The 24,696-nt window shown below is 45.1% G+C and carries 21 protein-coding genes; 7 read left to right on the top strand and 14 right to left on the bottom strand.

The window, feature by feature from the left end; all coding sequences use genetic code 11:
* Positions 1-41: 41 nt before the first annotated feature.
* The 3 genes from B9A91_RS20580 to B9A91_RS20570 form a co-directional block, all read right to left on the bottom strand.
* Positions 42-1,622, bottom strand: coding sequence for an alpha-amylase family glycosyl hydrolase (locus B9A91_RS20580; RefSeq protein ID WP_084240923.1), 1,581 nt, complete (start codon positions 1,620-1,622; stop codon positions 42-44).
* Positions 1,623-1,766: 144 nt separating this feature from the next.
* Entirely contained in the window at positions 1,767-2,591 is an 825-nt protein-coding gene (locus tag B9A91_RS20575) for a phytanoyl-CoA dioxygenase family protein (RefSeq protein ID WP_084240922.1), read from the bottom strand.
* Between the two features lie 124 nt (positions 2,592-2,715).
* The gene (locus B9A91_RS20570; protein WP_084240921.1) at positions 2,716-3,576 is read right to left on the bottom strand and encodes an AraC family transcriptional regulator; all 861 of its coding nucleotides are present in this window, start codon (positions 3,574-3,576) and stop codon (positions 2,716-2,718) included.
* 129 nt (positions 3,577-3,705) lie between these two features.
* Between B9A91_RS20570 and B9A91_RS20565 the strand changes: the two genes are divergently transcribed.
* Genes B9A91_RS20565 through B9A91_RS20550 form a run of 4 tightly spaced genes read left to right on the top strand, consistent with a single transcriptional unit; the run spans position 3,706 to position 8,210 of the window.
* Positions 3,706-4,854: an alpha/beta hydrolase-fold protein gene (locus B9A91_RS20565; protein ID WP_084240920.1), complete on the top strand. Its 1,149-nt coding sequence runs from the start codon at positions 3,706-3,708 to the stop codon at positions 4,852-4,854.
* A gap of 7 nt (positions 4,855-4,861) precedes the next feature.
* The gene (locus B9A91_RS20560) at positions 4,862-5,980 is read left to right on the top strand and encodes an alcohol dehydrogenase catalytic domain-containing protein (RefSeq protein ID WP_084240919.1); all 1,119 of its coding nucleotides are present in this window, start codon (positions 4,862-4,864) and stop codon (positions 5,978-5,980) included.
* 12 nt (positions 5,981-5,992) lie between these two features.
* Entirely contained in the window at positions 5,993-6,793 is an 801-nt protein-coding gene (locus tag B9A91_RS20555) for an alpha/beta hydrolase (protein WP_084240918.1), read from the top strand.
* Between the two features lie 58 nt (positions 6,794-6,851).
* On the top strand, positions 6,852-8,210 hold the full coding sequence (locus tag B9A91_RS20550) for an MFS transporter (protein ID WP_200815701.1): 1,359 nt from the start codon (positions 6,852-6,854) through the stop codon (positions 8,208-8,210).
* On the opposite strand, the gene B9A91_RS20545 is transcribed toward B9A91_RS20550, so the two are convergent.
* Positions 8,207-8,662 (bottom strand): hypothetical protein, encoded by a 456-nt coding sequence (locus B9A91_RS20545; protein WP_084240917.1) that lies wholly within the window; start codon positions 8,660-8,662, stop codon positions 8,207-8,209. The genes B9A91_RS20550 and B9A91_RS20545 overlap by 4 nt on opposite strands.
* A 128-nt stretch (positions 8,663-8,790) precedes the next feature.
* Between B9A91_RS20545 and B9A91_RS20540 the strand changes: the two genes are divergently transcribed.
* Both B9A91_RS20540 and B9A91_RS20535 read left to right on the top strand, forming a co-directional pair.
* Positions 8,791-9,054, top strand: coding sequence for a hypothetical protein (locus tag B9A91_RS20540; RefSeq protein ID WP_084240916.1), 264 nt, complete (start codon positions 8,791-8,793; stop codon positions 9,052-9,054).
* A 2-nt stretch (positions 9,055-9,056) separates the two neighbouring features.
* Positions 9,057-9,770, top strand: a complete 714-nt coding sequence (locus B9A91_RS20535) for an SRPBCC family protein (RefSeq protein ID WP_084240915.1) — start codon at positions 9,057-9,059, stop codon at positions 9,768-9,770.
* Here B9A91_RS20535 and B9A91_RS20530 read toward each other — a convergent pair.
* Positions 9,767-10,252 (bottom strand): DUF5362 family protein, encoded by a 486-nt coding sequence (locus B9A91_RS20530; protein ID WP_084240914.1) that lies wholly within the window; start codon positions 10,250-10,252, stop codon positions 9,767-9,769. The two genes, B9A91_RS20535 and B9A91_RS20530, sit on opposite strands and share 4 nt — an antisense overlap.
* A 99-nt stretch (positions 10,253-10,351) precedes the next feature.
* Here B9A91_RS20530 and ychF point away from each other — a divergent pair, with 99 nt between their 5' ends.
* On the top strand, positions 10,352-11,446 hold the full coding sequence (gene ychF, locus B9A91_RS20525; protein ID WP_084240913.1) for a redox-regulated ATPase YchF: 1,095 nt from the start codon (positions 10,352-10,354) through the stop codon (positions 11,444-11,446).
* Between the two features lie 197 nt (positions 11,447-11,643).
* Here ychF and B9A91_RS20520 read toward each other — a convergent pair whose 3' ends face one another.
* The 9 genes from B9A91_RS20520 to B9A91_RS20480 form a co-directional block, all read right to left on the bottom strand.
* Positions 11,644-12,255: a hypothetical protein gene (locus B9A91_RS20520; RefSeq protein ID WP_084240912.1), complete on the bottom strand. Its 612-nt coding sequence runs from the start codon at positions 12,253-12,255 to the stop codon at positions 11,644-11,646.
* A gap of 38 nt (positions 12,256-12,293) precedes the next feature.
* The gene (locus B9A91_RS20515; protein WP_159451750.1) at positions 12,294-13,736 is read right to left on the bottom strand and encodes a RagB/SusD family nutrient uptake outer membrane protein; all 1,443 of its coding nucleotides are present in this window, start codon (positions 13,734-13,736) and stop codon (positions 12,294-12,296) included.
* 24 nt (positions 13,737-13,760) lie between these two features.
* Positions 13,761-17,330, bottom strand: a complete 3,570-nt coding sequence (locus tag B9A91_RS20510) for a TonB-dependent receptor (RefSeq protein WP_235012628.1) — start codon at positions 17,328-17,330, stop codon at positions 13,761-13,763.
* Between the two features lie 159 nt (positions 17,331-17,489).
* Positions 17,490-18,632: a FecR family protein gene (locus tag B9A91_RS20505; RefSeq protein ID WP_084240910.1), complete on the bottom strand. Its 1,143-nt coding sequence runs from the start codon at positions 18,630-18,632 to the stop codon at positions 17,490-17,492.
* 73 nt (positions 18,633-18,705) lie between these two features.
* Positions 18,706-19,281: an RNA polymerase sigma factor gene (locus B9A91_RS20500; protein WP_084240909.1), complete on the bottom strand. Its 576-nt coding sequence runs from the start codon at positions 19,279-19,281 to the stop codon at positions 18,706-18,708.
* A 9-nt stretch (positions 19,282-19,290) separates the two neighbouring features.
* A complete protein-coding gene (locus tag B9A91_RS20495; protein ID WP_084240908.1) occupies positions 19,291-20,625 on the bottom strand; it encodes a S8 family peptidase in 1,335 nt (444 codons plus the stop codon).
* Positions 20,626-20,718: 93 nt separating this feature from the next.
* Positions 20,719-22,092 carry a magnesium transporter gene (mgtE, locus tag B9A91_RS20490; protein ID WP_084240907.1) on the bottom strand — a complete coding sequence of 458 codons (1,374 nt, stop codon included), beginning with the start codon at positions 22,090-22,092 and terminating at the stop codon, positions 20,719-20,721.
* 109 nt (positions 22,093-22,201) lie between these two features.
* Positions 22,202-23,578: a Gfo/Idh/MocA family protein gene (locus B9A91_RS20485; protein ID WP_084240906.1), complete on the bottom strand. Its 1,377-nt coding sequence runs from the start codon at positions 23,576-23,578 to the stop codon at positions 22,202-22,204.
* Between the two features lie 136 nt (positions 23,579-23,714).
* A complete protein-coding gene (locus B9A91_RS20480; protein WP_084240905.1) occupies positions 23,715-24,680 on the bottom strand; it encodes a DUF5017 domain-containing protein in 966 nt (321 codons plus the stop codon).
* Positions 24,681-24,696 lie beyond the last annotated feature (16 nt).

The following is a 24,696-nucleotide window of genomic DNA, read 5'->3' as shown; positions in this document are numbered from 1 at the left end:
GTCGGAGCACCGTGGACCGACAGCTCCACTCACAGGTATGATTAATTTTCAATACGCCAGACCTGCAGTCCATACGCAGGAATGCTGGCTGTCAGCCTACCGGCATCCAGCTTTGCTGTGCCTGCACCCGAGCGCTGGTTGAGCTTGCCTGCACCGGCATTTTCTATATGAAATTGCTGTTCCCGGTCTGACAGGTTTACAGCCACAATCACTTTAGCTGCCCCCTGCCCCCTGCTGAAGGTATAAACCTGTCCATTGTCATTTTTCAAGGTTTTATACACTCCGTTGATAAATGCCGGGTTTTCTTTTCTCAGGCCGGTAAGGTGTTTATAAAAATTCCATAGGGAGGATGGGTCGCTTTTCTGTTCTTCGTAAGAAATGCCATCTCCGCTTTTCACGGTACTGGTATCCCACCATGGCCCGCTGTTTTTGTACCAGAAAGCCATGCCTTTGCCTTCGACATTCTTGTGCCATTCAAAAGCTTCCCTCGATGGGATCTCATTGGCATCGGTAATGCCACCATACTTACCAAACCAGGTATCGCCCAACATGCCGATCTCCTGTCCGTAATAAATGGAAGGCACTCCACCGATCAGCAGGTTCAATGCTGCGCCCACCCTTTCTTTTCCTGGGTCCTGTTTAACAACAGTGGCAAACCTGGCAATGTCGTGGTTCTCTATAAACACAATCTGCTGTTTATTGGCAGGGGTTCGGGAAAAAGTAGTATCGGCATAGGCAGCAATCTTTTCTTTATTAAAGGAAGGTATGGCCTGCTGAATGCGGAAGGCAAAAACACGGTCAACCGCGGCCTTCTCCAGGTAATCTATACCATAAGAACCCCAGTTGGCTTGCTCGGCCATAATCGTAATTTTAGGGTTTACCTGCTTCAGCTTATTGATCAGTGGTACCCAGAAAGTGGTAAAAAGATTGCTCAGCCGCTTTTTATTATCAAGGTCGTCCATCATATGGTCCAGGCGGTACCCGTCTACCCCATCGTCAAACTTACCATCACCATTCGGGTCGAGCCAGAATTTAAACAGCTTATAGTTGTAATCGTGAACCGCTTTGCTGTTCAGGTTTACCGTAGTGATTTTTCGAACAGTACCATCGTAGCCTTTCAACTCGGTTATATTGTAAACAATAGAAGAAGGCTTACTTTGCGCTTTATCATCGTACAGGATATATTCGGAAAATTTTGAAGCCGGATTATTTAAAGACTCCTTATACCATTGATGGTCTTCGGTAACATATTGAGTTTCCATATCCATATAGATCTTCATGCCTCTTTTATGGATTTCTTTTACCAGGTCTGTATAATCTTTCATACTGCCATAGCGCGGATCGATCTTATCGAAATTGCTCGAGTAATAGTTGTGGTAATAGACAGACTCATACAAAGGGGTCATTAAAATAGAGGTAACGCCGAGTTCCTGCAGATAGCCCAGCTTTTCCCTCAGGCCTTTCAGATCACCATGCTGGTCTCCGTTGGCGTCGTAAAAGCTTCGCTGAAATACATGGTACATCACTTCATCGGCCGGTGCTTTTTGCTTTTGCGCCCGACAGCCTGTACCAAAAAGGAAAATCATCATTAAACCGGCAATGCCTCTTGTAAGTCCGTTCATAAATATATCTGGTTATTTCTGCAATATTACTAGCGAGCGGAGAGCGCTAAGAGAACATAAAAGAGAACGTCGAGCGCGTTAAGGACGTTGGAAAGCAGCAAAGCCCTCGTAAACGCCTTAACGTGCTGAAAGCGCCCCTGCTGCTTACAACAGCAAGGGATTTAATTCTGAATCGGCTGCAGTGCCCGGGGCTTTTCCCATCAGCCAGGTCTGCCTGTCGTTCTCCTGCCATTTGTGCTGAGGCTCAGTAACCTTTGCACCATCGGCAAAGTAAATGATGGTCATTACCTCACGCATCTTATCCGAGCTGTTACCCGGTGCATTGTGTATGGTATACCCCCTGTGCCAGGTAGCATCCCCTGCTTTCATTGCTGAAGGCCTCGAGATTTCATAACCTTTTTCCCTTACATGGTCCTCAAAAGCATTTTCCGATTCATCAGAAATGATATAATCGAACACATTATCGTTTACATGTGAACCTGAAGCAAAAGTGAGCATTCCCATTTCAGGATTTGGAATATCTACCAGGGGCATCCACATGGTGATGGTATTGTTGGTATCCAAAGGCCAATAGTTCTGATCCTGGTGCCATGGCGTAGGGCCTCCACCTGGTTCTTTAAAAAGTGCCTGATCGTGGTAAAGCCTTACATTCTTTACCCCCAGCAGATCGGCCGCAATTTTAGCAAACCTTTTAGCCAGCACAAACTGCTTAACCGCATCATCGCCCCTCCACAGGTTCATGATCTGCAAAAACGCCTTACCATAAGTATCCCGGTCTTCCAGCTTTCTCTTTTCTTCATTGTATTTTGTAGCTGCATTGCTGATGACTTTCTGGTAAACAGCAGCTTCTTCCGGACTGATCACATGTTCAATCAGTGTATGCCCTTTTTTCTGAAACTCGTTTATTTTATCCTGCGCTGTCGGCTTTACATCATTAAGGTCTGGCAAATGTGTGCTTTCTGTCTTCATACTTTATAAAATTGGTTGATTCAAAGTAAAGCCAATCAACAACGTAAAAAAATGAGGAAATTACTTATAAAGTGGCATATATTATCCAAATGTGTTAAAAATCAAAAAAACACAGATAAATATATCAATACGCCACCATGAATTTTTTTCTGTAGCCCAGGGGGCTTAGCCCCATTTTCGATTTAAAGACCTTATAAAAATGCGATACATCGGTAAAGCCACTGCTGAATGCAATATCCGATACAGGCTTGTCAGTTTCAATCAGCTGCTGGGTAGCATAATTAAGCCGGTACTGGATCACCATCTCCATAAAGGTTTTCCGGGTCATCTTTTTAAAATACTTGCAAAAAGCATTGGTCGTCATATTGGTCAGCGCCGCCGCCTCGTTTAATGAAACCTGTTTTCTGAAATTGTCCACCAGATACGCCAATACCGGGTTGATCCGCTTCTGCTCCACCAGGCTCAGCCGTACCACCTCCGGCTCTTTATCCAGCAACACCACTTTGGGCGACTGGCTGAGCTGGTACAGTATCTTTAAGAAACTGATCAACGTATTGAAACTGTCCTGCTGCTGCATTTCCAGAATTGCCGCATATACCTTTGCAAAGCATTCTGTATCAAACCAGATTCCGTTGACAGCCTTCTGAAACATCGATCGGATCGCTGCATTTTCGGGTTTATCAAAAAAATGTTCACCTAGAAAATCAGCGGTAAACTGTATCACAATGGCTTTGGCATCACTTTGTTTTTCCGGTACCAGTTTCCAGCAATGGGGCAGGTTGGCACCTACCAATACCATATCCCCAGCTTTAAAATCGGCCATATGGTTTCCGATGTACCGTTTCCCCTTGCCGCTTAAAATTAAAGTCAGCTCATACTCCACATGAAAGTGATATGGGGCCTTAAAAGCCTCATCGCCAAATGCCCGGAGCAGGAAAGATTGCTCGCTGGCCGGCTGAACAATTTCTGGTGTTGCTCTTATCATTGTCTTTTTTTAACACTAAGGTACTATTTTGATTAACAAAAAGACAACATATCCCACTTTTGTGACAACTTCTGCATTGTAGGTACAACTTATTAACCCGTATTTTGAAATAACCAGAATACCTGATCAATGAGCAAATCTATAGTCTTTACCATGCATTTATTGCTGGGCCTGCTTTTTCTTGACAATCCGTCTTTGGCCCAGCAGGTTAAATTGAGCATAAAAGTAGTTACCCCGTTTAAAACGGCTGCTGGCGATAGCCTCGTCATCATTGGGGACCAGCCCCTGTGGGGCAACTGGATGTACCCGCGCAGTAAAAAAATGGACAGATTGAACGACAGTACCTGGGTACAGGAGCTTAGCCTTCCTAAAAATACCAAAGTTAACTTTAAAGTAACCCGGGGTTCTTATTACCGCGAAGCCTTATACAATAACAACGGACAAATTCCGGCTGCAACATCCCTTACCCTATCCAACGATACCCTGGTTACTTTGCGGCCCAGCAGCTGGAATGACATTTACCAGCGCAGCATTACCGGCACGGTAAGGTACTTCCATAATTTTAGCAGTCCCCTTTTAAAATATACCCGCAATGTGGTGGTATGGCTGCCCCCGTCTTATTTCAAACAGCCAAACAAAAAATACCCAGTGCTATATGCACACGACGGGCAAAATATTTTTGACCATACCAATGGAGCGGGCGGAGAATGGCATATGGACGAAACGGCAGATAGCCTGATGAGAAAAGGTAAAATTGAAGAGTTTATCATTGTGGGTATTGCCAATACCAAAGACAGGTGGGTAGAATATTCCGGAACACCAGAGGGCATGAATTACATCAGGTTCATCGCTACAGAACTCAAACCTTTTATCGATAAAGAATTCAGTACCTTGAAAGACAAGGCCAATACCGCTGCAATAGGTTCTTCTATGGGTGGACTGATCTCTTTTTATATGGTATGGCAGTACCCTGAAGTATTTTCTAAAGCAGCCTGCCTGTCGAGCGGCTTCTATTTTGATGATGGCCACATGCTCGAAAAAGCCGAAAAAGGGACTGCCCGGCTAAACGGAAGCAGGATTTACCTGGATTGCGGCGGATTGGACCTGGACAAAGACTTTTTACCGGCAAACGAACAGATGAACCGCATACTCTCCAGGAACAGCGCCATCCGGCTAAAATACCAGTACTTCCCAAAGGATAAACACAATGAGCAGGCCTGGTCTGAAAGGCTTTCCATTCCTCTAATCTTTTTATTTGGCAAAGCCCCCTTAAATTAAATATCAAATGTCCATCAATTGTAAAGCAGCCATCACCAACGGAAAAGGTGAATTTGAAATTTCTGAAATACAGGTAAATGATCCGGCCCCCGGTGAAATCAGGGTAAAAATAGCGGCAGCAGGTTTATGCCATACCGATTATGATTCGCTGAGCTGGGGAAAACAAATGATCATCGGTCATGAAGGTGCCGGTATCATAGATCAGACAGGTCCCGGAGTAACAAACTTTAAGCCGGGCGATAAAGTGATATTGAATTGGGCCATGCCCTGCGGGCATTGTTTTCAATGCAATGAAGGTAACCAGCACATCTGCGAAAACAATTCGCCGGTAACAGGCAAAGCATGGAACGGCAATGGCGGTCATGCGCACCCCGGAGGGAGCAGGTTGAACGGAGAACCTATAGAACGCTCCTTTAACCTGGGCACCATCGCAGAGTATACAGTTGTTAAGGCTGAAGCTGCAGTTTTGAATACTTCGGAAGCCATGTCATTTCCTGCAGCAAGCATCATCAGTTGCGGCATCATGACCGGTTATGGCTCTGTGGTAAATGCCGCGAAGGTAAAGCCTGGCAGCAGCGTAGTGGTACTGGGCACTGGTGGTGTAGGACTAAGCGTAATTCAGGCGGCCAGGCTCTCGGGCGCTGCAAAAATCATTGCGGTGGACATTAACCCGGAGCGACTGAAAATGGCACTTTCTTTTGGGGCTACCGATAGTATCCTGGCCGATAAAACAGATAAGGGTTTATTGCTGGCGGCACAAAAAGTAAAAACAATGTGCCATGGGAGGGGTGCAGATTATGCTTTCGAATGTACAGCCATCCCGGAACTTGGTGCCGCGCCGCTCGCCATGGTCAGAAATGCTGGTACAGCCATACAGGTGAGCGGTATAGAACAGGAAATCGCATTCGACATGAACCTTTTTGAATGGGATAAGGTTTACATCAATCCGTTGTATGGCAAATGCCGACCACAAATTGACCTACCGGCCATCGTTTCCCTGTACGACAGGGGGCTGCTACAGCTGGAAGAAATGATTACCCGGACTTATAGCATCCATGATTTAAAACGGGCTTTCGAAGACATGCTTGTGGGGAAAAATGCCAAAGGCGTTATTTTATTTGATTAATTTAAAGATTACATGTCAGCATTCAGAACCATAGAAATATCAAACCCAAAATATGAAAGGGACAACCTTCGCTTCATTACGGTGGGTACAGAAAACTTAGCCGGACGCGGAGACATCTGCGTGTTTGTTCCTCCCGGCAGCACAGACCTGCGCAACCTGCCCGTAGTGATTTTATTGCATGGCGTCTATGGAAGCGCCTGGAGTTGGGCCCATTGCTCGGGAGTACACCTGCAGGCCATGGAGATGATCCATAAAGGAATGCTCCCAAATATGATCATAGCCATGCCATCGGATGGTTTATGGGGAGATGGCTCTGCCTATCTGCCACATCATGGTCATGATTTTGAAAACTGGATCGCCACAGATGTGCCGCAGGCCCTGCAGGAAGTACTGCCACAGGTTTCTGCGCAATCTGTTTTCTTTATCTCCGGTTTGTCTATGGGCGGCTTTGGTGCTTTAAGGATCGGTATTAAATACCATTCCCTTTTTAAAGCAGTTTCGGCACATTCGGCCATTACCGGCCTGGAACAAATGCCTTTCTTTACCACAAGAGCACCGTCTGCTTATCAACAGGCAGACTCTGCGGATGAAAGTGTGCTGGCAACCCTGCTTAAAAACAAAGCAAATGTGCCACCGCTGCGTTTTGACTGCGGGAATCAGGACCTGCTGGTGCGCCACAACCGTACGCTGCATGAGCAGCTGAAAAGCCAGGGAATTACGCATCAATATGAAGAGTTTGAAGGCGGGCACGAATGGCCTTATTGGGAAAAGCACATCAGCCGCTCTTTACTTTTTTTTGCAGGCCATTTATAATAACTGAAACACGCCGTACTTCATTTAACCTGACCAGATACTATCCTAACCAAATCGTATGAACACAAGACCACAAATCCGGGTAAAACCACAGCTTTCCTTTTCACAGATCTTCAACATGAGCTTTGGCTTTCTTGGTATACAATTTGGTTTTGCCTTGCAAACAGGTAATGCCTCACGCATCTTACAGACGTTTGGTGCAGATGTGGAGCACCTCTCGCTGTTCTGGCTGGCCGCCCCCATTAGTGGTATGCTGATCCAGCCTATTATTGGGCATTACAGTGACCATACCTGGACAAGACTGGGCCGAAGACGGCCTTATTTCCTGGGCGGGGCCATTATTGCGGCAATCTCTCTGGCATTAATGCCCAATGCAGCATTGTTCACCCTCTTCTTCCCTCCGCTGCTGATTGGGGCCGGAATGCTGATGCTTATGGATGCCTCATTTAACGTGGCCATGGAACCTTTCAGGGCCTTGGTGGCCGACAACCTCCCAGAGGAGCAGCGCAGCACCGGGTTTTCTGTCCAGACTTTCCTGATTGGCGCCGGTGCAATCCTGGGCTCGTTTTTACCGTATGTACTGGCTGAATATTTTGGCATATCTAAAACTGCAGCGCCGGGAAAAGTGCCTGACAATGTCATTTATTCCTTCTATGCCGGCGCGCTTGTACTGGTGGGTACCTTGCTGTGGACGGTTTGCACCACCAATGAATATTCACCTGAAGAACACCGGGAATTTAATCCGCATGAGCAGCAGCTGGAAAAGCAAAAGGGCCTGATCCATATTCTGAAAGATTTTGTAGGCATGCCCAAAGTAATGCTCAGGCTTGGTGTAGTTCAGTTCTTTTCCTGGTTCGCCCTGTTTTCGATGTGGGTATTTACCACTCCCGCTATTGCACAGCATGTCTATAAACTTTCTCCTGCTGATACCTCTTCTGTTGCCTATGCAGATGCAGGCAACTGGACAGGTATCCTTTTTGGGATTTATAATGTGGTTTCTGCACTATATGCCATCTTGTTACCGACTTTGTTCAAACTTATCGGCAAAAAGAACGCCCACATATTTTCCTTGTCTGTTGCCGGAATAGGATTGCTTTCTGTTTATTACATTCAGGATGTACAATTGCTGATCTATCCGATGATAGCAGTAGGATTAGCCTGGGGAAGCATACTGACTACCCCCTATGCCATTTTATCCAATGCCATACCGGCCCATAAAATGGGAATCTATATGGGCTTGTTTAACTTCTTCATTACCCTGCCGCAGCTGGTCAATGGTTTTATCGGCGGGTACATGGTAAAGCACCTGTTTAACGGGCAAGCCGTTTATGCTTTAATTACTGCAGGAGGCTTTATGTTACTTGCGGCCTTGTCTACCTTCCTTGTGAAAGGTCATAACAGGCAAAAAACGCTTTAAGCGAACTGCCGACAGCACAAATGGGCCTGGAAGTCGAGCAACTCTTTTTTCCTTTTTACCAGATCGGTTTCCCGTGCTTTACTGACATCATAGCCTATGGCTTCAAATTGCTTTAGGGTATGCTCCAGTTCATAAAAATCACGGTATTTCATCTTTAACTCGTCCAGAACATGCCGCTGGGCAGCAATAAAATGAAAGTATTTAAAAATGTGCTGATCGCGTTCTGTCAGCTGGGCATTTAAACTTTCAAACTCTTCTTTAAAATCGGGATTTCCCTCTATCTCAGTCATTCTTTTTACAGCTGCCATTGCCTGATCATTGAATAACTGATCAATATGGTAAATTGGAATTACGACAGGATTTTGGTAAATGTTTTCCAGGTTATCAGTAAAGGGGTCACGGTAATTGAAATAACCCATATACACTTCCGGATAGTTTTTATCATACCTCATAAATCGGATAGATTTTTTTGTTAAGCCTTAAAAATTAAAACATTAATTACTGCAATCTGTTAATATCAAAGCCTTTTGACAAGCGCAGACTTGAATATCTAAACGCAATTTGTAGAAAATATACCACAATGGCAAAAATAGATTTTAACAATCCACATTTTGAGCTAAAAATTAAGCTAAATAGCTCATTACAAGACATTAAAATTCATTCTCAAGAGACTACCGATGGTGATGAATACTTCATATGCGAGCTAAACGATGAGCAGATTACCCAGGTAAGAAGAGAAAAAGATGGCAACTGGGAACAAATATGGGGAAAACTTGACCCAACAACCATCAACACCATTGGCGCAGCAATAAGTGCAAAAATTGAAAAACAGCAAAATAAATAACCATGAATACTCAACAAACCCACCTCAAACTGCATTCCGGAAAATTCTCTATCGAAAAACAGCATTATGAGAACATTGGCTTAAATGAACGCATGGTATCGATGCTCTTAGGTGGTGTATTGATGAGCCGTGGGATAAGAAAACCGCTGAGGGGAACTTTTCTTTATGGTGCCTACCTTGCCTATCGCGCTTTTACTGGCAGGTGCTTCATCTACGAGAAACTTGGAATCGATGCCAGTAAACCTCACGCCATCAACATCAGGGGCGAGTTTGTGATCGAAAGACCTGCAAACCAGGTTTATGCTTACTGGCGCAACCTGAACAATTTACCCGGCAGCATTGAACACCTGCTAAATGTAGAGATGGTTGATGAAAGCCTCTCCCGCTGGAAATCAAATGTAATGGGCAACCTGTTTGCCCTCGATTGGGAAGCAGAGATTGTGAAGGATGAACCTGGTCGGCTGATTGGCTGGAGATCCGCCCCGGGCACACTTATACACCACGTTGGCCGGGTAGAATTTGCAGCATCTGCCGACGGGCAAAGTACTTTATTAAAGATCGTGCTTTCTTATCACCCACCTGCAGGCGGTGTGGGGCTCGGACTGGCCAAACTCTTAAACCCTTATTTTGAAACCTTGCTGAAAAAAGAGATCAAAAGTTTCAAACATGTCATAGAAAGGCGCAGTCCTGCACTCAATGGTACAGCGAATTATTAAGCTGTACCTACTTTTGCCAGGATGGCCAGCAACACGCTGATCACATTTAGCGCAAGGATCACTATGGTAACAATACCCCAGAATTTAAACACAGATTTCATCTTTTTCATGGCCACTGTAAAATTTTCCTGATCAGCATACAACACCGCTGTATTTGCTGCATTGGAATATTTAAACAATAAAAAGCTTGGGTAAAACAGCATCAGCGAGATGCACAAGAAATACACCGTTAAAAAGGTAGTACCCAGCTGTACCAGCGGACTGCTGGGTGCTGCCGTAGCCAACCCTTCAATTAATCCATTTGCACTGAAAGCCATCAATGCCAGAAATGCCGAAAAAACCAAGCCTACGATAGATAAAAACCTGGTCCATTTTGCGGTTTCATAAATATAGCTCCTGATTTCTTCTGTTACTACCAGCTGTTCCGCTTCTTGTACTACCTCTTCCTCCGGCTCTCGCCCTCGCTCTTCAAAATTTTCCATAGTTGTTAATAATTACCCAATAGGGTTTAAGTACCCTAAACATAAAAAATATTTTTAAAAAATTGATACCTTTGCGCCAAATCAAGAAAAAAATCATTCATGGCATTACAATGTGGTATAGTTGGTTTACCAAATGTTGGAAAATCTACATTATTTAACTGTTTATCTAACGCAAAAGCTCAGGCTGCTAATTTCCCTTTCTGCACCATTGAACCCAATATCGGGGTAATTACCGTACCAGACGAAAGGCTGACGAAACTAGCCGAACTGGTGAAACCAAACCGTATTGTGCCTAACACCATAGAAATCGTTGACATTGCAGGTCTGGTAAAAGGTGCTTCAAAAGGTGAGGGATTGGGCAACCAGTTTTTAGGGAACATCAGGGCTACCAATGCTATTATCCATGTATTGCGTTGTTTCGACGATGGTAATGTGATCCACGTAGACGGCTCAGTTGATCCGATCCGTGATAAAGAGATCATTGATACTGAGTTGCAGCTTAAAGATCTGGATACCGTTACCAAACGTATCCAGAAAGTAGAAAAAATGGCCAAGACCGACAAGGATGCCAAAAGGACTTTCGATATACTAAGTGTAATTAAAACACACCTGGAAAGTGGAAAATCTGCACGTTCAGCAGCAGTAACTGCCGAAGATTTCGAATACATACAGGAACTCGGCCTGTTGACACAAAAACCTGTAATGTACGTATGTAACGTAGATGAAGGCTCAGTGATCAATGGAAATGCTTACGTAGACCGCGTTAAGGAAGCGGTAAAAGACGACAATGCCGAAGTACTGGTGATCTCCGCCAAAATAGAATCGGAAATTGCTGAACTAGACAGTTATGAAGAACGCCAGGAATTCCTGGCCGACCTTGGTTTAACTGAATCGGGCGTAAACAAACTGATTGTTGCCGCTTACCGTCTGCTGGACCTGTATACCTATTTTACAGCAGGGGTACAGGAAGTAAGGGCCTGGACCATCACCAAAGGATTTACAGCACCTCAGGCTGCTGGTGTTATCCACACCGATTTTGAAAAAGGCTTTATCCGTGCCGAGGTAATTAAATATAATGACTATATCAGCCTTGGATCAGAAAATGCCTGTAAGGATGCAGGTAAGCTGGGGGTGGAAGGAAAAACCTATGTGGTGGAAGATGGGGACATCATGCACTTCAGGTTTAATGTTTAATGTTTGAAAATAAAGCATTGCTCTTCGAAGACTGGAACCTTTTGCCATGAAGGATGACAAAAATTCCTATGTCTTCTCTGAGAACGCATTATTTTCTGTTTTAAAGATAGCGCAACCTTATTCTAAAAAGAAAAGCAGCCCATAAGGCTGCTTTTATCATGAGGTTTCTTTTTATTGTAAAGCTTAAATAATGTAAACTACTTTAAAGCACTGGTATTCAGTAATTTCATAAAACCTTCGAGTTCCGAAAGGCTATAGCCTTCGCCTTCCAGGCTGATCGAGTATCTTTCTTTATACAGGTACTTAATGGACGAGTGTAGTGATTGATCTGTTTTTGTTTCTTCAGTTACAGAACGGATTCCGTTTACCTCGGTAGTCTTGGTTTTGGTACCGTTTGACTCCGATTCGCTGTCCATGCTCAGGGTCATGGCCATTAACGAAACCAACGCACTTCCGGTTTCACCGGCACCATCCATCACGCCAACTTTAACATATTTGGTATCGTCGCCATAGGTTGCATCAATAGAGCTCAATCCGGTGGTACCCAATGCACCCGCACTAAAGCTTTTTCTGGTTAAGCCGCCCAATGTTTCAGGAACAACCGTCTTTAACTCTTCATTGGTTAAAGGGGTCATTTTCTTTAAAGCATTGGTACGCTCTTCCATCTTCTCTGCAGCGTTAGACATTTTATTCAGGTTACTAACACCTTCCACCACACTACCAACACCTGTACCTTTTTCTTCTTTGTTTGAATTACCGCAGGAAACCATAAATAATGCCATTCCTGCTACCAGTGTTTTTCTAAGCATGAGTTTATATTTAAATTGTTACCGAAATTAACAAAAATTTATTTATTGTATCCCGGATTTTGAGGGCCTATTGCCGGATTGGTGAGAAACTCGTTGGTAGGGATAGGTAAAATATACTGGGCCTGGTTGGTAATGCTTGGCTTTAATGTCTTCACTGTAGAAAAAGGCAAGCGCAGCAATGCCATCCATTCCTGCCCGTCCTCTCCTACTAAACTTCTCGTAATTTCATAAAACAGTTCCAGCTGCAGGGCTTCATGCGTACTGATGTTACTGATGGTCGTAAAATCAGTAACCCCGGCCTGCCCCATGATCTTTTTAAGTATATCTTTAGCCTCAGTAATGCTGCCGTTTGAGCGGGATATGGCTTCAGCTTTAAGCAGGTAAACTTCAGATAAACGGAATGCATAGGAGGTCTCGGAAACAATGGTAGGTTTTGCATTTACGGCAATGTATTTGCTGAAAAAACAGGACCCCGGTTTGTCATTATTGGGTACCTCGGCACCGGTAACCCAGTTGCCACGGGGATCATCTGCGGTAAACAGTGCCCTGAGCTGCTTTGTAGCAGCATGTCCTACGGTAATCTGCGCGGTATAATAAGAATAATAGATGCTCAGGTTATAAGGGTCGTTCTCCTGATTTGGCTGGGGTTTTATCCCCATTATCACCTCTTTACTGCTCAGGCCTTTGCTTCTGAAAATATCCTTTGGATTGGCTTCCAACTGATAAGGGCCATTCTGGATCAGTTCATTGGCAATACCAATAACACTGGTATAATCGGTTTGCCGCCCGCTGCTCATCAGCACCCTCATCTTCAGGGCCATTGCAGCCCATTTGCCTGCATAATAATTCGGGTTGTCAGCAGGTGCCTTGGCAATTGCAAAATCCAGGTCGGCCAGGATAAAATCATAGCTGTCTTTTACACTGCTCTTTGCCTTAGAGATGTTACTGAGGTTAGCCAGCACGTCGCGTATTAAAATGCCATGCGGGCTGTCACGCTTAAACCATTCTGCATAATAGCTCAGCAATTTAAAATGGGAATATGCCCTTAAAAAACGGGCCTCTCCCAGAATTCCGTTTTTACGGTTCCCTGTAAATTTGTTATCGGGCAGCATCTCGACCCTGTTGATGATGCCGTTTGCGGCATTGATGGTTAGGTAAGACTCTTCCCAGATCGCATTTGTGGTATAGGCCTCCGTATACCGGTTTTCTTCTTCCGGATTTTCTGATGCACCGGTGAGGTAACCTGCATAATAGGCCGGCTGCCATTGATGGGTATCCCAGCAGGTGGTATTGGTACCACGAAAAGGGATATTGTAAAGCAGATAATATGCACCTTTTAAGGCTACTTCGGCCGTTTTTTGATCCAGTATGGTATTCGCATCTACCTTGGCATTCTCGGGCAAAGCACTTAGTGTTTTTTTGCAGCTGTACTGCAGCATCATTACGCTACAGCAAAGGATGAATATAATGTTCTTTTTCATGATCATATCTTTCAATAATTTAACTTAAAACCCCAAACGTATACCTGCGCTGTACTGACGTACCGCAGGGTAGGCAGCTACATCTGAATACCCCCCAATAATGCTGTACGGATCGTCGCCCACCTCAGGATCGGCGCCTGGATATTTTGTAATGGCAAACAGGTTGATTCCCGACAGGTATACAGAGCACTGGCTGATCTTCAGTTTATTTAACAGTGATTTAGGCAATTGGTAATTTAAGGTAACGGACTTGAGCTTGATGTAAGAAGCATCGTACACGTCATTACTTGCCGGTGTCATGTTTTCAGCTGAGACCAGGTAGACCAGGCGTGGACGATCAGATGTTGGGTTTTCTGGCGTCCAGCGGTTAAGGATGCTTTTCCCCCTGTTGGTCAGGTTATTTGCCTGCTTATTGAGCGCATCGCGCAGGTACAGGATATCTCCACCGTAAGAAAACGTAAACAAGGAAGTAAGGCTGAAATTCCTGTAGGTAAAGGTGTTGGTATAACCCCCATAAAAATCGGGTTCTGCACGCCCTATAATATCTCTTTTATAATAACCATCCTTATCCAGTTCAAATTTACTGTAACCAATACCCAGATAAGGATTAATGCCATACTGGTATAGCATGTTCACTTCCTTATAAGCATCTACTTCTGCCTGGTTTTTCAATGTTCCCTGTTGCGGAACGCCATATAAAAGGCCTAAAGGTTCACCGATTTTCAGCACAGCATTTCCAAAAATATAAACCCCCGGGTTCGACGGATCGGGCGATACATTGGAAAGCTTAAGCACTTTAGACCTGTTGCGGGAAATGTTAAGCCCGCCCGACCACTGAAAGTCCTTTTTAGCGATAAACTCTGCACGAAGATCCAGTTCTAAGCCCCTATTTTTAATGTTCGCCACGTTGGCAATCACATTCTTAAAACCGGAACTGGTACCCACCGGTGTATTGAACAATACGCCGCTCGCAATTTTCTCGTAATAACCAAAACTTCCGGATAGCCTGGATTTGAACAGGGAGAAGTCCAGCCCAAGGTCTTTCTGCAGGGTTGACTCCCATTTGATGGTATTGTTGCCCAGTTGTGTGGGGATCAATGCATTTTCGCCTCCAAATGAGGTAGGTGTATATAACGTGTAAAAAAGATTGTTACCAATATTTTGTGTACCGGTATAACCTATACTGGCCCTCAGTTTCAGGTCATCTATCCAGCTGGCTTTCTTCATAAAATTCTCCTGTGAAAGCCTCCAGGCCAGTCCTCCCGAAGGAAAATAACCTACTCTGTTCTCAGCAGGAAACTTAGAGGACGCATCAGACCTTGCGGTAAAAGTAAGCAGGTATTTTTCTTTCCAGGCATAATTGCCCCTTATATAAAAACTGAGCAGTGCATTTTGTCCTGATGCATTAAAGGGGGCCAATGGTATGGCGGCAGATGACAGGCCATTCAAAAAATCATCATCAGGGAAGCCTTGCCCGCTTGCAGAAAAGGAATTGAAGCGGTTCTTTTCAAATGACGTACCCACCAGTAAATTCAGGCGGTTCTCCTCATCGAACTGCTTGTTCCAGGTAAAAGTATTTTCTATGAATACGGTGTTGGTTTCCGTCTGCCCTTGTGTGGCAATCCCTCCCTGGGAGCTGGTTTGTCCGTTTTTACTCCCTACATTTACCATACCCGGGGCGTAATTGAGCTGGTGATAATTGCTGTGGTTTACCGATACGGTACTTTTAAATTTCAGGTCCTGCAGTATTTCATATTCCAAAGATAAAGAGCCGATCAATGAAGTCGTTTTACCCTCGTTGGTGGCGCTTAGCAGCGCCAGCGGATTCTGATGCCTGGACAGGAAAGCCTCGGAAGCCCCTGTTCCAAGGTCTTTATTTGTAAATACGCGGATACTGCCATCGGCATTATAGGGGGCAATTGTTGGCGGCGCCAGTAAAGCATGTGAGTACACCCCGTTGCTGATGTTGTTTTTGGAAAACCCATAGTCCAGGTTGGTAATGAGCCGCAGTTTTTTGGTGATGGAATTATCGAGGTTAATTTTTCCGGCAACCCTGCTGAAATCAGAGCCCAAAACTGCACCATTTTGCTTCATGTACGCCAGAGAAGTATAATAGGTAGAACCTGCACCACCGCCCCGCACAGATATATCTGCATTCTGGCTTACGGCATTTCTTAAGGTAAGGTCGAGCCAGTCGGTATTGTTGCTCCCAAAGAAATTAGGGTCTGTTAAAATGCTGGTAGCAATCGCATTAGGCTGCCTGCCAATTTCTGCCCTGATGTCATTGAAATTTTTGGCAGCTTCTTTCATCACCATAATATACTCGTCCTTATTCAGCAGTTTTTCTTTAACCGGACTGGTAATGCCCGTGTAGTAATTGGCTTCAAGTATAGGTTTCTGGTTCAGTTTTCCTTTTTTAGTGGTAATGATGACTACACCATTTGCCGCTTTAGAACCATAAATCGCTGTAGCGGAAGCATCTTTGAGGATATCGACACTTTCGATATCATTGATGTTGATACCGCCCAGACTATTGATTCCCCTTGCAAAAGAGCCTGAAACACTGGTCCCATTCAGAAGCCCTGCTTCGTTGCGAAGGGTGGCCTCTACCGGGTTAATGATCTCGGCCGATGTTTTCAGGTAACTGTTCTGAACTGTAACGGGCACACCATCGATAATATAAAGCGGGTCATTCCCACCCAGTAAGGAAGCGCCACCGCGAATACGGATCTTGGCTACCCCACCTGGTGATCCATCGCCCTGTACTACCTGTACACCTGCGGCTTTACCGGTAAGGGCATTATCCAGACTTACAAAAGGTACATTGCTTACTTCCTTCATGTCAACCGAAGCCACGGCGCCGGTCAGGTCCTTTCTACGGGTACTGCCGTAACCTACCACCACCAGGTCGTTCAGCTTATTGAGCTCTGGGGCCATGGTAATGGTCATCCCCGGTCTGGCAGGCAATTCACGGCTTACGTATCCCACATAAGAAAATACCAGCATTCCTTCCACAGGTGCCTGAATGATAAAAGTACCATTCTTACCGGAATGGGTTTTTATGTTTGTACCCTTTAATTGTATGGTCACATTGGGAAGCGGCTCGTTCTGCTCGTCAAGTACAGTACCTTTAATTTCTGCCACCGCAAGAAAGTCGTAGAGCTTATCTACCATATTCTTTTCCTTTTTTTGTACTGAAATGGCCTTATCCTCAATAAAAAAAGCAAGGCCTTGTGGTTCCAGAACCTGTGTCAGTACTTTTCTCAATGGCACGTTTACAAAATCTGCTTTTACTGCAGCAGCATTACTGATGAGTTCAGTTTCGTAAACTACGGTATAGCCGGTCTGTTTCCTGATCTCCAGAAAAATTTCTTTTAAGCCCATCTTGTCCTTTTGCAGTGTGATGTTTTGCGCATATGTTCCTGCGTAAACCTGCACCAGGCAGAGGGTCATCATTGTAATGATTAAGTTAATCCGCATAATCCATTCTCTGTTGCTGGTCCTGCCTGCGCCGAAACGGGCATGGGCAATCACCGGCAATTGCCTAGGTTTAACTATTGGCACAACATGCCTGCATAGTTGGTTAAAATTCATAAATTTGATTGTTTTGGTTTGTTGCGGTTGCCTGGAAACGTCGAAATTTATAGACAGCCGTAACGGTTAACTGATAAGGTTAGTTCATTTTCATAGGTGAACATCAAGACGAAAAGCCGGGAGTGGTAAAATACTTCCGGTTATTTTTTTGCGTAGAGGTTATTTCATGACAATGACCCTCCTTTCCTGGACCTCAAACTGCACGCCACCGGTTTTTTCCAACTGCCTGAGTACTTTTGACAACTGCCCCGCCCTGGAAATGCTGCCTCCAAATTTTTTATTTTCATCTACACCCTCGTAAACGACTTTTACGTTATACCACCTTGCAATTTGTTTCATGATCTGGTGGAGGGGTTCATCATTAAAAATAAAGAGCCCGTTTTTCCAGGCAACAGCCTGCTCAGTATCTACAGTTTTTACAGTAATCCGGTTGTTATTTGTTAAAACAGATTGCTGATTGGGTTTAAGTACCACATCATCCGGAACCCCAGGGAGGGCTGACGAAACCCGCACCGAGCCCTCAAGCAACGTAGTTGCGGTATGGTGTTCATCAGCGTAGCTGCTGATGTTGAAGTGGGTGCCCAGTACCTCTACCTGCTGTTTTGCTGTTACCACAATAAAAGAGCTGTGGCGGGCTGTTTTGGCTACTTCAAAATAGCCCTCACCACTTAACCAGACCTTACGCTCTGGCTGCCCTTTCCATGCGGCAGAGAATTTAAGAGAAGAACCTGCATTTAGCCAGATCTTAGTGCCGTCGGGCAACGCAACCTGGTAAGTCCCGCCAAGCGGGGTACTGATGGTCATGGTTTCTTTAGCGAATGATGCCCCCTCCTTAACAGCGGACTCCACATCAGTCCCGTCATTATACTTCAGGTTCGAAACATCAATAACAAGCCCGCTTTTTGCGTCGCTGAGCGCGAGTGTCCTGCCGTCGGCCAGTGTCAATGTTGCAGTATGCTTCCCGGGCTGAATGTCGTTGGCATAGTTCCGCGGAGCTCCGCTTTCCCCGGCAAAAGGCCTGATGGCGTAAAACCATATGCCAAAAGCCATCGCCACTACTGCGGCCACTCCGGCAACACGGAACCACAGCCGCTGGCCTGCAGGCTTTACAGCACCAATATGCTGCTGCAGATGCGCACTGATCCGGCGATCGGCCGCGTCAATCCTTTCCCTGTCCGGCACACAGGCACTTTCTTCAAGATCTGCCAGGAACCATTGTTCTATCAGCAGCCGTTCTTTTTCAGTGGCTGTCCCCTGTTTGTATTTTGAAATCAGTGCTTTGGCCCGGTATTTATCCATCATAGCTAAGGGTTAAAATATCCCCCCTTTACCACAAGTAGGTTAACCGGCACAAAATTCCCAGACCAATAAAAAATTAATGAAAAATAAAAAACAGGACGGCAAAAGTACCCAGTTTGGTCCTTAGTATTTTTAACGCAGTATTTGCCTGGTTTTGGGCGGTTTTATCAGAAATATTTAAACGTTCGCCAATTTCTTTAAAACTAAGGTTCTCTTTATAACTGAGTAAAAAAACATTACGCATTTTTTCGGGCAGCATTTCAATCTGCCGGTCTACAAAACTCAGCAGCTCTTTTTCAGCGATATGGTTATCGGTTACCCATTCGCCCTGGTCTATAAAAACCTGCAGTGAGGCGGCATAATCGGCCCTGACCTTTTGCTTATCTACCCAATCAAAGAATTTGTAGCGCAGGGCAGTAAATAAATAAGCAGAAACGGCGGTCCTAAAAACCACCGTTTCGCGTTTGTCCCATAAAGAGATGAAAATTTCCTGAACAAGGTCTTCGGCCAGGTCCTCTTCTTTCACAATTTTGCAGGCATATACATAGAGTGCGCCTTTATACCGGTTATAAATCTCGGTAAATGCGGCCTTGTCACTTTCCCTTAGTAAAGCAGCAAGATCCGCATCAGGAATTTCACTGTAGCCTGTCATTTAATAGGATCAGTTGGCTTTACTCATCTGCTCTGCCATTTGCAGTGCAGCATAAGCATTTACAATCCCTCCGGTTTTACAAAGTTCGGTCATGGCTACTTTCTGGCCTTTCGACTTGGGTTTGGTAACCGGGAAATCAATTTTGGTAACCGTTTCCTCGATGATCTGTTTAAGCTGTTTCGCAGTAAGTTCCGGGTAATAGCTTTTAATCAGGGCGGCTATACCAGCAACCACAGGGGTTGCCATACTGGTACCCGACAATGGCTGGTACTTGTTCTCTGGCAATGTGGCATAAATGGCTACTCCGGGTGCAAACACGTCTACAGTTTTATCGCCGTAGTTACTGAATGGTGCAATCAGAGCAGCCTCAGTTTGTCCACTTGCACCTACGGTGATCATATTCGGGAATTTTTTATCGCCTTTCATATAGAAGGGGGTTGGATAATGCGGCAGGCTATCTACATTAACGCCATCGTTACCCGCGGCATTGATCAGCAATACACCTTTCTTCTCTGCATATCTGATTGCATCTTCAACCATTTTACGGTCTGGCGAAATCTTTTTACCGAAACTCATATTCACAATCTGAGCGCCGTTGTCTACCGCATACCTGATGCCCAATGCCACATCTTTATCGTATTCATCACCGTTAGGCACCACACGGATCCCCATCAGTTTCACTGCATCGGCTATGCCGTCCATTCCCTTACCATTGCCACGCTCGGCACCAATAATGCCAGCCACGTGCGTACCGTGAAAATAAGGATCGCCCATCAGGTTTGCATTTCCGTAAAAACGGTCTTTAATATTGGAATAATCGTCTTTCACCTGCTGGCCACGGTAATCAACTGGTGGTACAGAGTCTTTTTTTGTCAAGTTCTTTTTAGCGAACAGCCATTGCTGGTATAACTTCCGGTCCTTCTTCTTTAAATCCTGCTCGTTCTTTACGTTTTCGAACTGCGATTTATATTTAAAATAAATACGCTGCACCTCTGTAGCTTCAATTGTAACCTGGCCGGTAGGCCCGCCCAGAAAGTTCCAGCCCAGCACATCGCCCTTATAGCCGTTTCCATCCACATCTACATCACCCGGCCTCTCATTTATATTGCGCCATAAGTTTGCTTTCAGATCTTCATGCAAAGTATCTATACCGCCGTCCAATACAGCTACCACTACTGTTTTAGGTGTTTTTCCCTTTAGCAGTTCAGCATAAGCTTTGATCACACCTGTACCATAGATCTTATCTGTGTCTTTGGATTTTAAATGCCAGTCTTGCTGTGGATTTTGTGCGAAACCTAAAAATGGCATAAGCGCACAAGCCAGTATTCCTATCGTTTTCTTCATCTTATTTTTTTGTTAGTTGCCTGCAACTTACATATATTTCTGCTAATTGTGGAATAGACCTGCGCCAATCGGATGTAAAAAAAGTATGATAGTTTAAAGCAGTACCCCTGTCAAAAATAAAACGGCCACAGAGAAGTAAATGATCAGTCCGGTTACATCCACCAGCGTAGCCACAAAAGGGGCAGAAGAAGTTGCAGGGTCGGCACCTAGTTTTTTAAGTAGCAAAGGCAGCATAGAGCCGGCTAAGGATCCCCAGAGTACAACCCCGATCAGGGCAACACCAACCGTTATTCCGATTAAGACCCAATGAGGCCCATACATATCTGTAAAGAAAGTCCATACAAATATTCTTAAAAAACCTATCGAGCCCAGCACTATCCCTAACATCAAACCAGAAATGATTTCCCGGCGCATTACCCGCCACCAATCACCAATTGTGATCTCTCCAAGTGCCATAGCTTGTATGATCAATGTAGAAGCCTGGGAACCACTATTCCCCCCACTCGAAATGATCAGCGGTACAAACATTGCCAATATAACGGCTTTGGCAATATCGGCTTCAAAATGCGCCATTGCGGTGGCGGTTAACATTTCACCTAAAAACAATACAACCAACCATCCAATCCGGCGTCTGAACAAACCAAAAATCGGCATATCCAGATAAGGCTCGTCAAGCGCCTGGGTACCCCCTATTTTATGCATATCCTCGGTATACTCCTCGTTGGCAATCCAGAGAATGTCATCGACCGTTACGATACCCAGCAACACGTTGTTATCGTCTACTACCGGCAGGGCTACCCTGTTGTTCATCCTGAACACATTGATGGCTTCCTCCTGTGGGTCATTTGCCTTCAGGGAGATCAGCCGGTGATCCGTAAGATCTCCTATTTTTGCTTCGGGATCAGCAAGGAGGATTTCCCTGATCCTGATGTCATCCAGCAATACCCCCTCTTTATCGATCACATAAACCACGTCGATGGTCTCCGAATTTTTACCATAGCGCCTGATGTGCGACAATACACGGCTCACGGTCCAGTCTTTCTTTACGGCCACGTAATCTGGTGTCATCAAACGCCCCACGCTGTCCTCTTCGTAACCCAAAAGCGAGAGGGCCTCTACCCTGTCCTTTGCAGGCAGCAGGATGATCAGCTTTTTAACAGCATCGCCTTTGAGCTCACTGAACAAGGATGTACGGTCATCAGGAGGCAGCAGGTTGATCAGTTCCGCAAGCTTATTTCCGGGAAGTTTTTTGATGATCCTTTCCTGTGTTGGAAAGTCGAGGATCCTGAAAACATTTACCGCTCTTTTTACAGATAAGGTATCGATGAACTTTACTGCATGCTGGGGGAGTTCGTCTATCAGGTGTTCAACATCCGAAATGTTAAGGTCATCCAGGTAAACTTTCAATTGTGCGTCATCATCCTGCTCAATAAGGTTTACGATTTCTTCAACAACTTCCTCTTCCATATATGCAGTACTTTTTTACATGATCATTCTATTGCTTTTCAGTTCTGCAAAAGTGGTTTTTATTTTTTAAAAAGCTGTTTTTTTGTGAGATTAATTAGCAGTTTTTTTCTCAGATCCCCATATCGGCCGGCCGGTTCGTTTTCCATGAACCTCCGGTAAAATCCGGGATATCGATTGAATTGGAACGATTGGCCACTGAAGATTCACTTAAAGGCTTAATGGCGCTCCAGCTGGCTGCATCATACACATCAATATCCAGGGGCAGTCCTTTGCGCAGGCAATTTATTAAACGCCAGTCCATCATAAAATCCATACCGCCATGGCCACCTACTTTTTTGGCCAGTTCACCTATTTCCTTTACTATCGCTGGTTGGTACTTCTGCTCCAGCGACTTCATTTCCTGAGGTGATAACCAGTTTAAATGACTGGTAGCTATACGTGCGGGCAGCGGGTATTTCTGGGCTATGGCCTTGGTTCCGCTGATGAGGTGCAACCTGGAATAAGGGCGCGGCGAAGTGACATCGTGCTGGATCATGATGGTTTTGCCCTTGCTGGTACGGACGGTGGTTACATTCATATTGCCCCTGAAACCTTTTTTATCGGCAAATTGCTGGTAAAAACTGTCTTTAGCGGCCAGGTCCCGGGCCATTGCCCCCATCATAAAATCATTACCTGATACAGACACCAGATAGTCCATTTTATCACCCCGGTTAATGTTCATCGCCTGTGCAACCGGGCCTAAGCCATGTGTAGGATAAAGATTGCCGCTGATGTAATTTTCCTTCAGGCGCCACATGTCCTGATATTTCTCTTTGGAAAAATTCTCTTTCAACAGGTCGTGCAGGTAAGCGCCTTCGGCATGTACAATCTCACCAAAGAAACCTTGCCGGGCCATATTCAGTGTAAGCAATTCAAAAAAATCGTAGCAGCAATTCTCCAGCATCATACAATGCTTCCTTGTTTTTTCAGAAGTTTCTACCAGTTGCCAGCATTCCTCAACCGTCTCGGCAGCGGGGACTTCAACTGCCGTATGTTTATCGTGTTCCATAGCAAACACCGCCATCGGGGTGTGCAACTTCCAGGGCGTAACAATGTAAACTAAGTCAATATCGTTTCGTTCACACATTTTTTTCCAGGCATTTTCAGCACCACTATAAAGATCCGGGCGATGTATGGTGTTTGCTATGGCCGCCTTAGCAGCCTCGGCTTTTTCGGGACGCAGGTCGCAGATCGCTTTAATTTCCACCCCTTCAATTTTACTGATGCGTTTTACTGCCGCAGCACCCCGGTTACCTACGCCTATGAAGCCTATCCGAACGGTTTGCAGGGCCGGTGCTGCATAGCCCGACATGTTGAACTTTTGCGTCCGATTTACACGCTCGGATATTGTTCCGGAACCTGCTGTCAGCTTCCTGGTACCACATCCTGCCAATAATCCGGCTCCCGCAATACCTGTTAATTTTAAAAATTCTCTTCTGTTGTTCATTTGTGTATTTGTTAAATAACTAAGGAGGCGTTTGACAATTCAAACGCACTCCCTACGGCAACCAGTTACTGCTGAAACGGCACCTGCCCCTAACCACAAAGGACAATACGGCACCTATAACGGTTACCAGCAAAAATTAATCAGTTATCGTAATATCCAGCGATCTCACCACTTCTTTCCTATCCTTTGTACTTGCATTGGCAGCTACAAAATATACTTTGTATTTACCGGCATTGGTAAAAGTGTAGGTATAGTTCTTTTTTTCTACTGCACTGGTACCACCCTGTATGGCTGTAGCCAGGTCAGGCCCGAAATCAACACTATTAACATTGGTAAACCCTTGTGTAATGATCCAGTTTTGGGTAGGTATTTCGGCAGCGGCCGGATTCAGGGCCAGATCAGCATGTAAAAGTGTTAATGTTGCGGTAGTGGCGGTAGTTCTGGAAACAATCTCCGGATTTTTCTGCACTACCCGAAAGGCTGTAGTGGTCATGTTGCCCAATACCTGGCTACCCAAGTTGCCCATGGCAGTTAAACTGAAAGCCTGAAACCTCCAGGCCCTCCACAAACCATAGGTACTTTGCTCACGGATATTGTATTTAAATGCAATGTATAAAGGTTTACCAGCCACACGAAGGTCAGTAAGGTCTATGCCGTCTGCAGGGGTTGCAGCCGTAATTGCGGTAGTGGTGGCTGCTTCCTGTTTGGCAAGCCGGTTGGTAATGTCTACCCAGCTGGCAGCTGCTATGCTGGCAAAGTTTGAATAATCGCCGTTAAAATCTGTGGATACCATCAGCGAAAACATACCAGTTTGCGGCGTACCTGCTCCGGTGGCATTGGTAACAGAACTGTTAAAAGAAAGCTTCAAACTGTTTACGTCCATTACCCGCCCGTCCTTAAATGCATAATCTTTTCCCGTTTCGCCGGTGTATACTGAGATGAACTGTGGATTACCCTTGAAGTTAAATTCAATGGGCACCCCTTTTTTATAGGTTGTAGCTGTAGTACTCACTTCAAAATCGGGTGTTGGAAGCTCATCAAATTTGCTGCAGGCACACAGCAGAAATAAGAGTAAGAATGGTATTTGATATATAAATTTCATGCTTGCGTAGTTATTA

Source organism: Pedobacter africanus, from assembly GCF_900176535.1.
Classification (GTDB): Bacteria; Bacteroidota; Bacteroidia; order Sphingobacteriales; family Sphingobacteriaceae; genus Pedobacter; species Pedobacter africanus.
The sequence above is the reverse complement of the archived record's forward strand: the minus strand, read 5'-3'. Positions and strand labels throughout refer to the sequence as shown.

What these genes read in the sequence shown, in the direction of transcription:
- B9A91_RS20580 (WP_084240923.1), bottom strand. Translation starts at nt 1,622, where the DNA reads ATGAACGGACTTACAAGAGGCATTGCCGGTTTAATGATGATTTTCCTT.
- B9A91_RS20575 (WP_084240922.1), bottom strand. Translation starts at nt 2,591, where the DNA reads ATGAAGACAGAAAGCACACATTTGCCAGACCTTAATGATGTAAAGCCG.
- B9A91_RS20570 (WP_084240921.1), bottom strand. Translation starts at nt 3,576, where the DNA reads ATGATAAGAGCAACACCAGAAATTGTTCAGCCGGCCAGCGAGCAATCT.
- B9A91_RS20565 (WP_084240920.1), top strand. Translation starts at nt 3,706, where the DNA reads ATGAGCAAATCTATAGTCTTTACCATGCATTTATTGCTGGGCCTGCTT.
- B9A91_RS20560 (WP_084240919.1), top strand. Translation starts at nt 4,862, where the DNA reads ATGTCCATCAATTGTAAAGCAGCCATCACCAACGGAAAAGGTGAATTT.
- B9A91_RS20555 (WP_084240918.1), top strand. Translation starts at nt 5,993, where the DNA reads ATGTCAGCATTCAGAACCATAGAAATATCAAACCCAAAATATGAAAGG.
- B9A91_RS20550 (WP_200815701.1), top strand. Translation starts at nt 6,852, where the DNA reads ATGAACACAAGACCACAAATCCGGGTAAAACCACAGCTTTCCTTTTCA.
- B9A91_RS20545 (WP_084240917.1), bottom strand. Translation starts at nt 8,662, where the DNA reads ATGAGGTATGATAAAAACTATCCGGAAGTGTATATGGGTTATTTCAAT.
- B9A91_RS20540 (WP_084240916.1), top strand. Translation starts at nt 8,791, where the DNA reads ATGGCAAAAATAGATTTTAACAATCCACATTTTGAGCTAAAAATTAAG.
- B9A91_RS20535 (WP_084240915.1), top strand. Translation starts at nt 9,057, where the DNA reads ATGAATACTCAACAAACCCACCTCAAACTGCATTCCGGAAAATTCTCT.
- B9A91_RS20530 (WP_084240914.1), bottom strand. Translation starts at nt 10,252, where the DNA reads ATGGAAAATTTTGAAGAGCGAGGGCGAGAGCCGGAGGAAGAGGTAGTA.
- ychF (WP_084240913.1), top strand. Translation starts at nt 10,352, where the DNA reads ATGGCATTACAATGTGGTATAGTTGGTTTACCAAATGTTGGAAAATCT.
- B9A91_RS20520 (WP_084240912.1), bottom strand. Translation starts at nt 12,255, where the DNA reads ATGCTTAGAAAAACACTGGTAGCAGGAATGGCATTATTTATGGTTTCC.
- B9A91_RS20515 (WP_159451750.1), bottom strand. Translation starts at nt 13,736, where the DNA reads ATGAAAAAGAACATTATATTCATCCTTTGCTGTAGCGTAATGATGCTG.
- B9A91_RS20510 (WP_235012628.1), bottom strand. Translation starts at nt 17,330, where the DNA reads ATGAATTTTAACCAACTATGCAGGCATGTTGTGCCAATAGTTAAACCT.
- B9A91_RS20505 (WP_084240910.1), bottom strand. Translation starts at nt 18,632, where the DNA reads ATGATGGATAAATACCGGGCCAAAGCACTGATTTCAAAATACAAACAG.
- B9A91_RS20500 (WP_084240909.1), bottom strand. Translation starts at nt 19,281, where the DNA reads ATGACAGGCTACAGTGAAATTCCTGATGCGGATCTTGCTGCTTTACTA.
- B9A91_RS20495 (WP_084240908.1), bottom strand. Translation starts at nt 20,625, where the DNA reads ATGAAGAAAACGATAGGAATACTGGCTTGTGCGCTTATGCCATTTTTA.
- mgtE (WP_084240907.1), bottom strand. Translation starts at nt 22,092, where the DNA reads ATGGAAGAGGAAGTTGTTGAAGAAATCGTAAACCTTATTGAGCAGGAT.
- B9A91_RS20485 (WP_084240906.1), bottom strand. Translation starts at nt 23,578, where the DNA reads ATGAACAACAGAAGAGAATTTTTAAAATTAACAGGTATTGCGGGAGCC.
- B9A91_RS20480 (WP_084240905.1), bottom strand. Translation starts at nt 24,680, where the DNA reads ATGAAATTTATATATCAAATACCATTCTTACTCTTATTTCTGCTGTGT.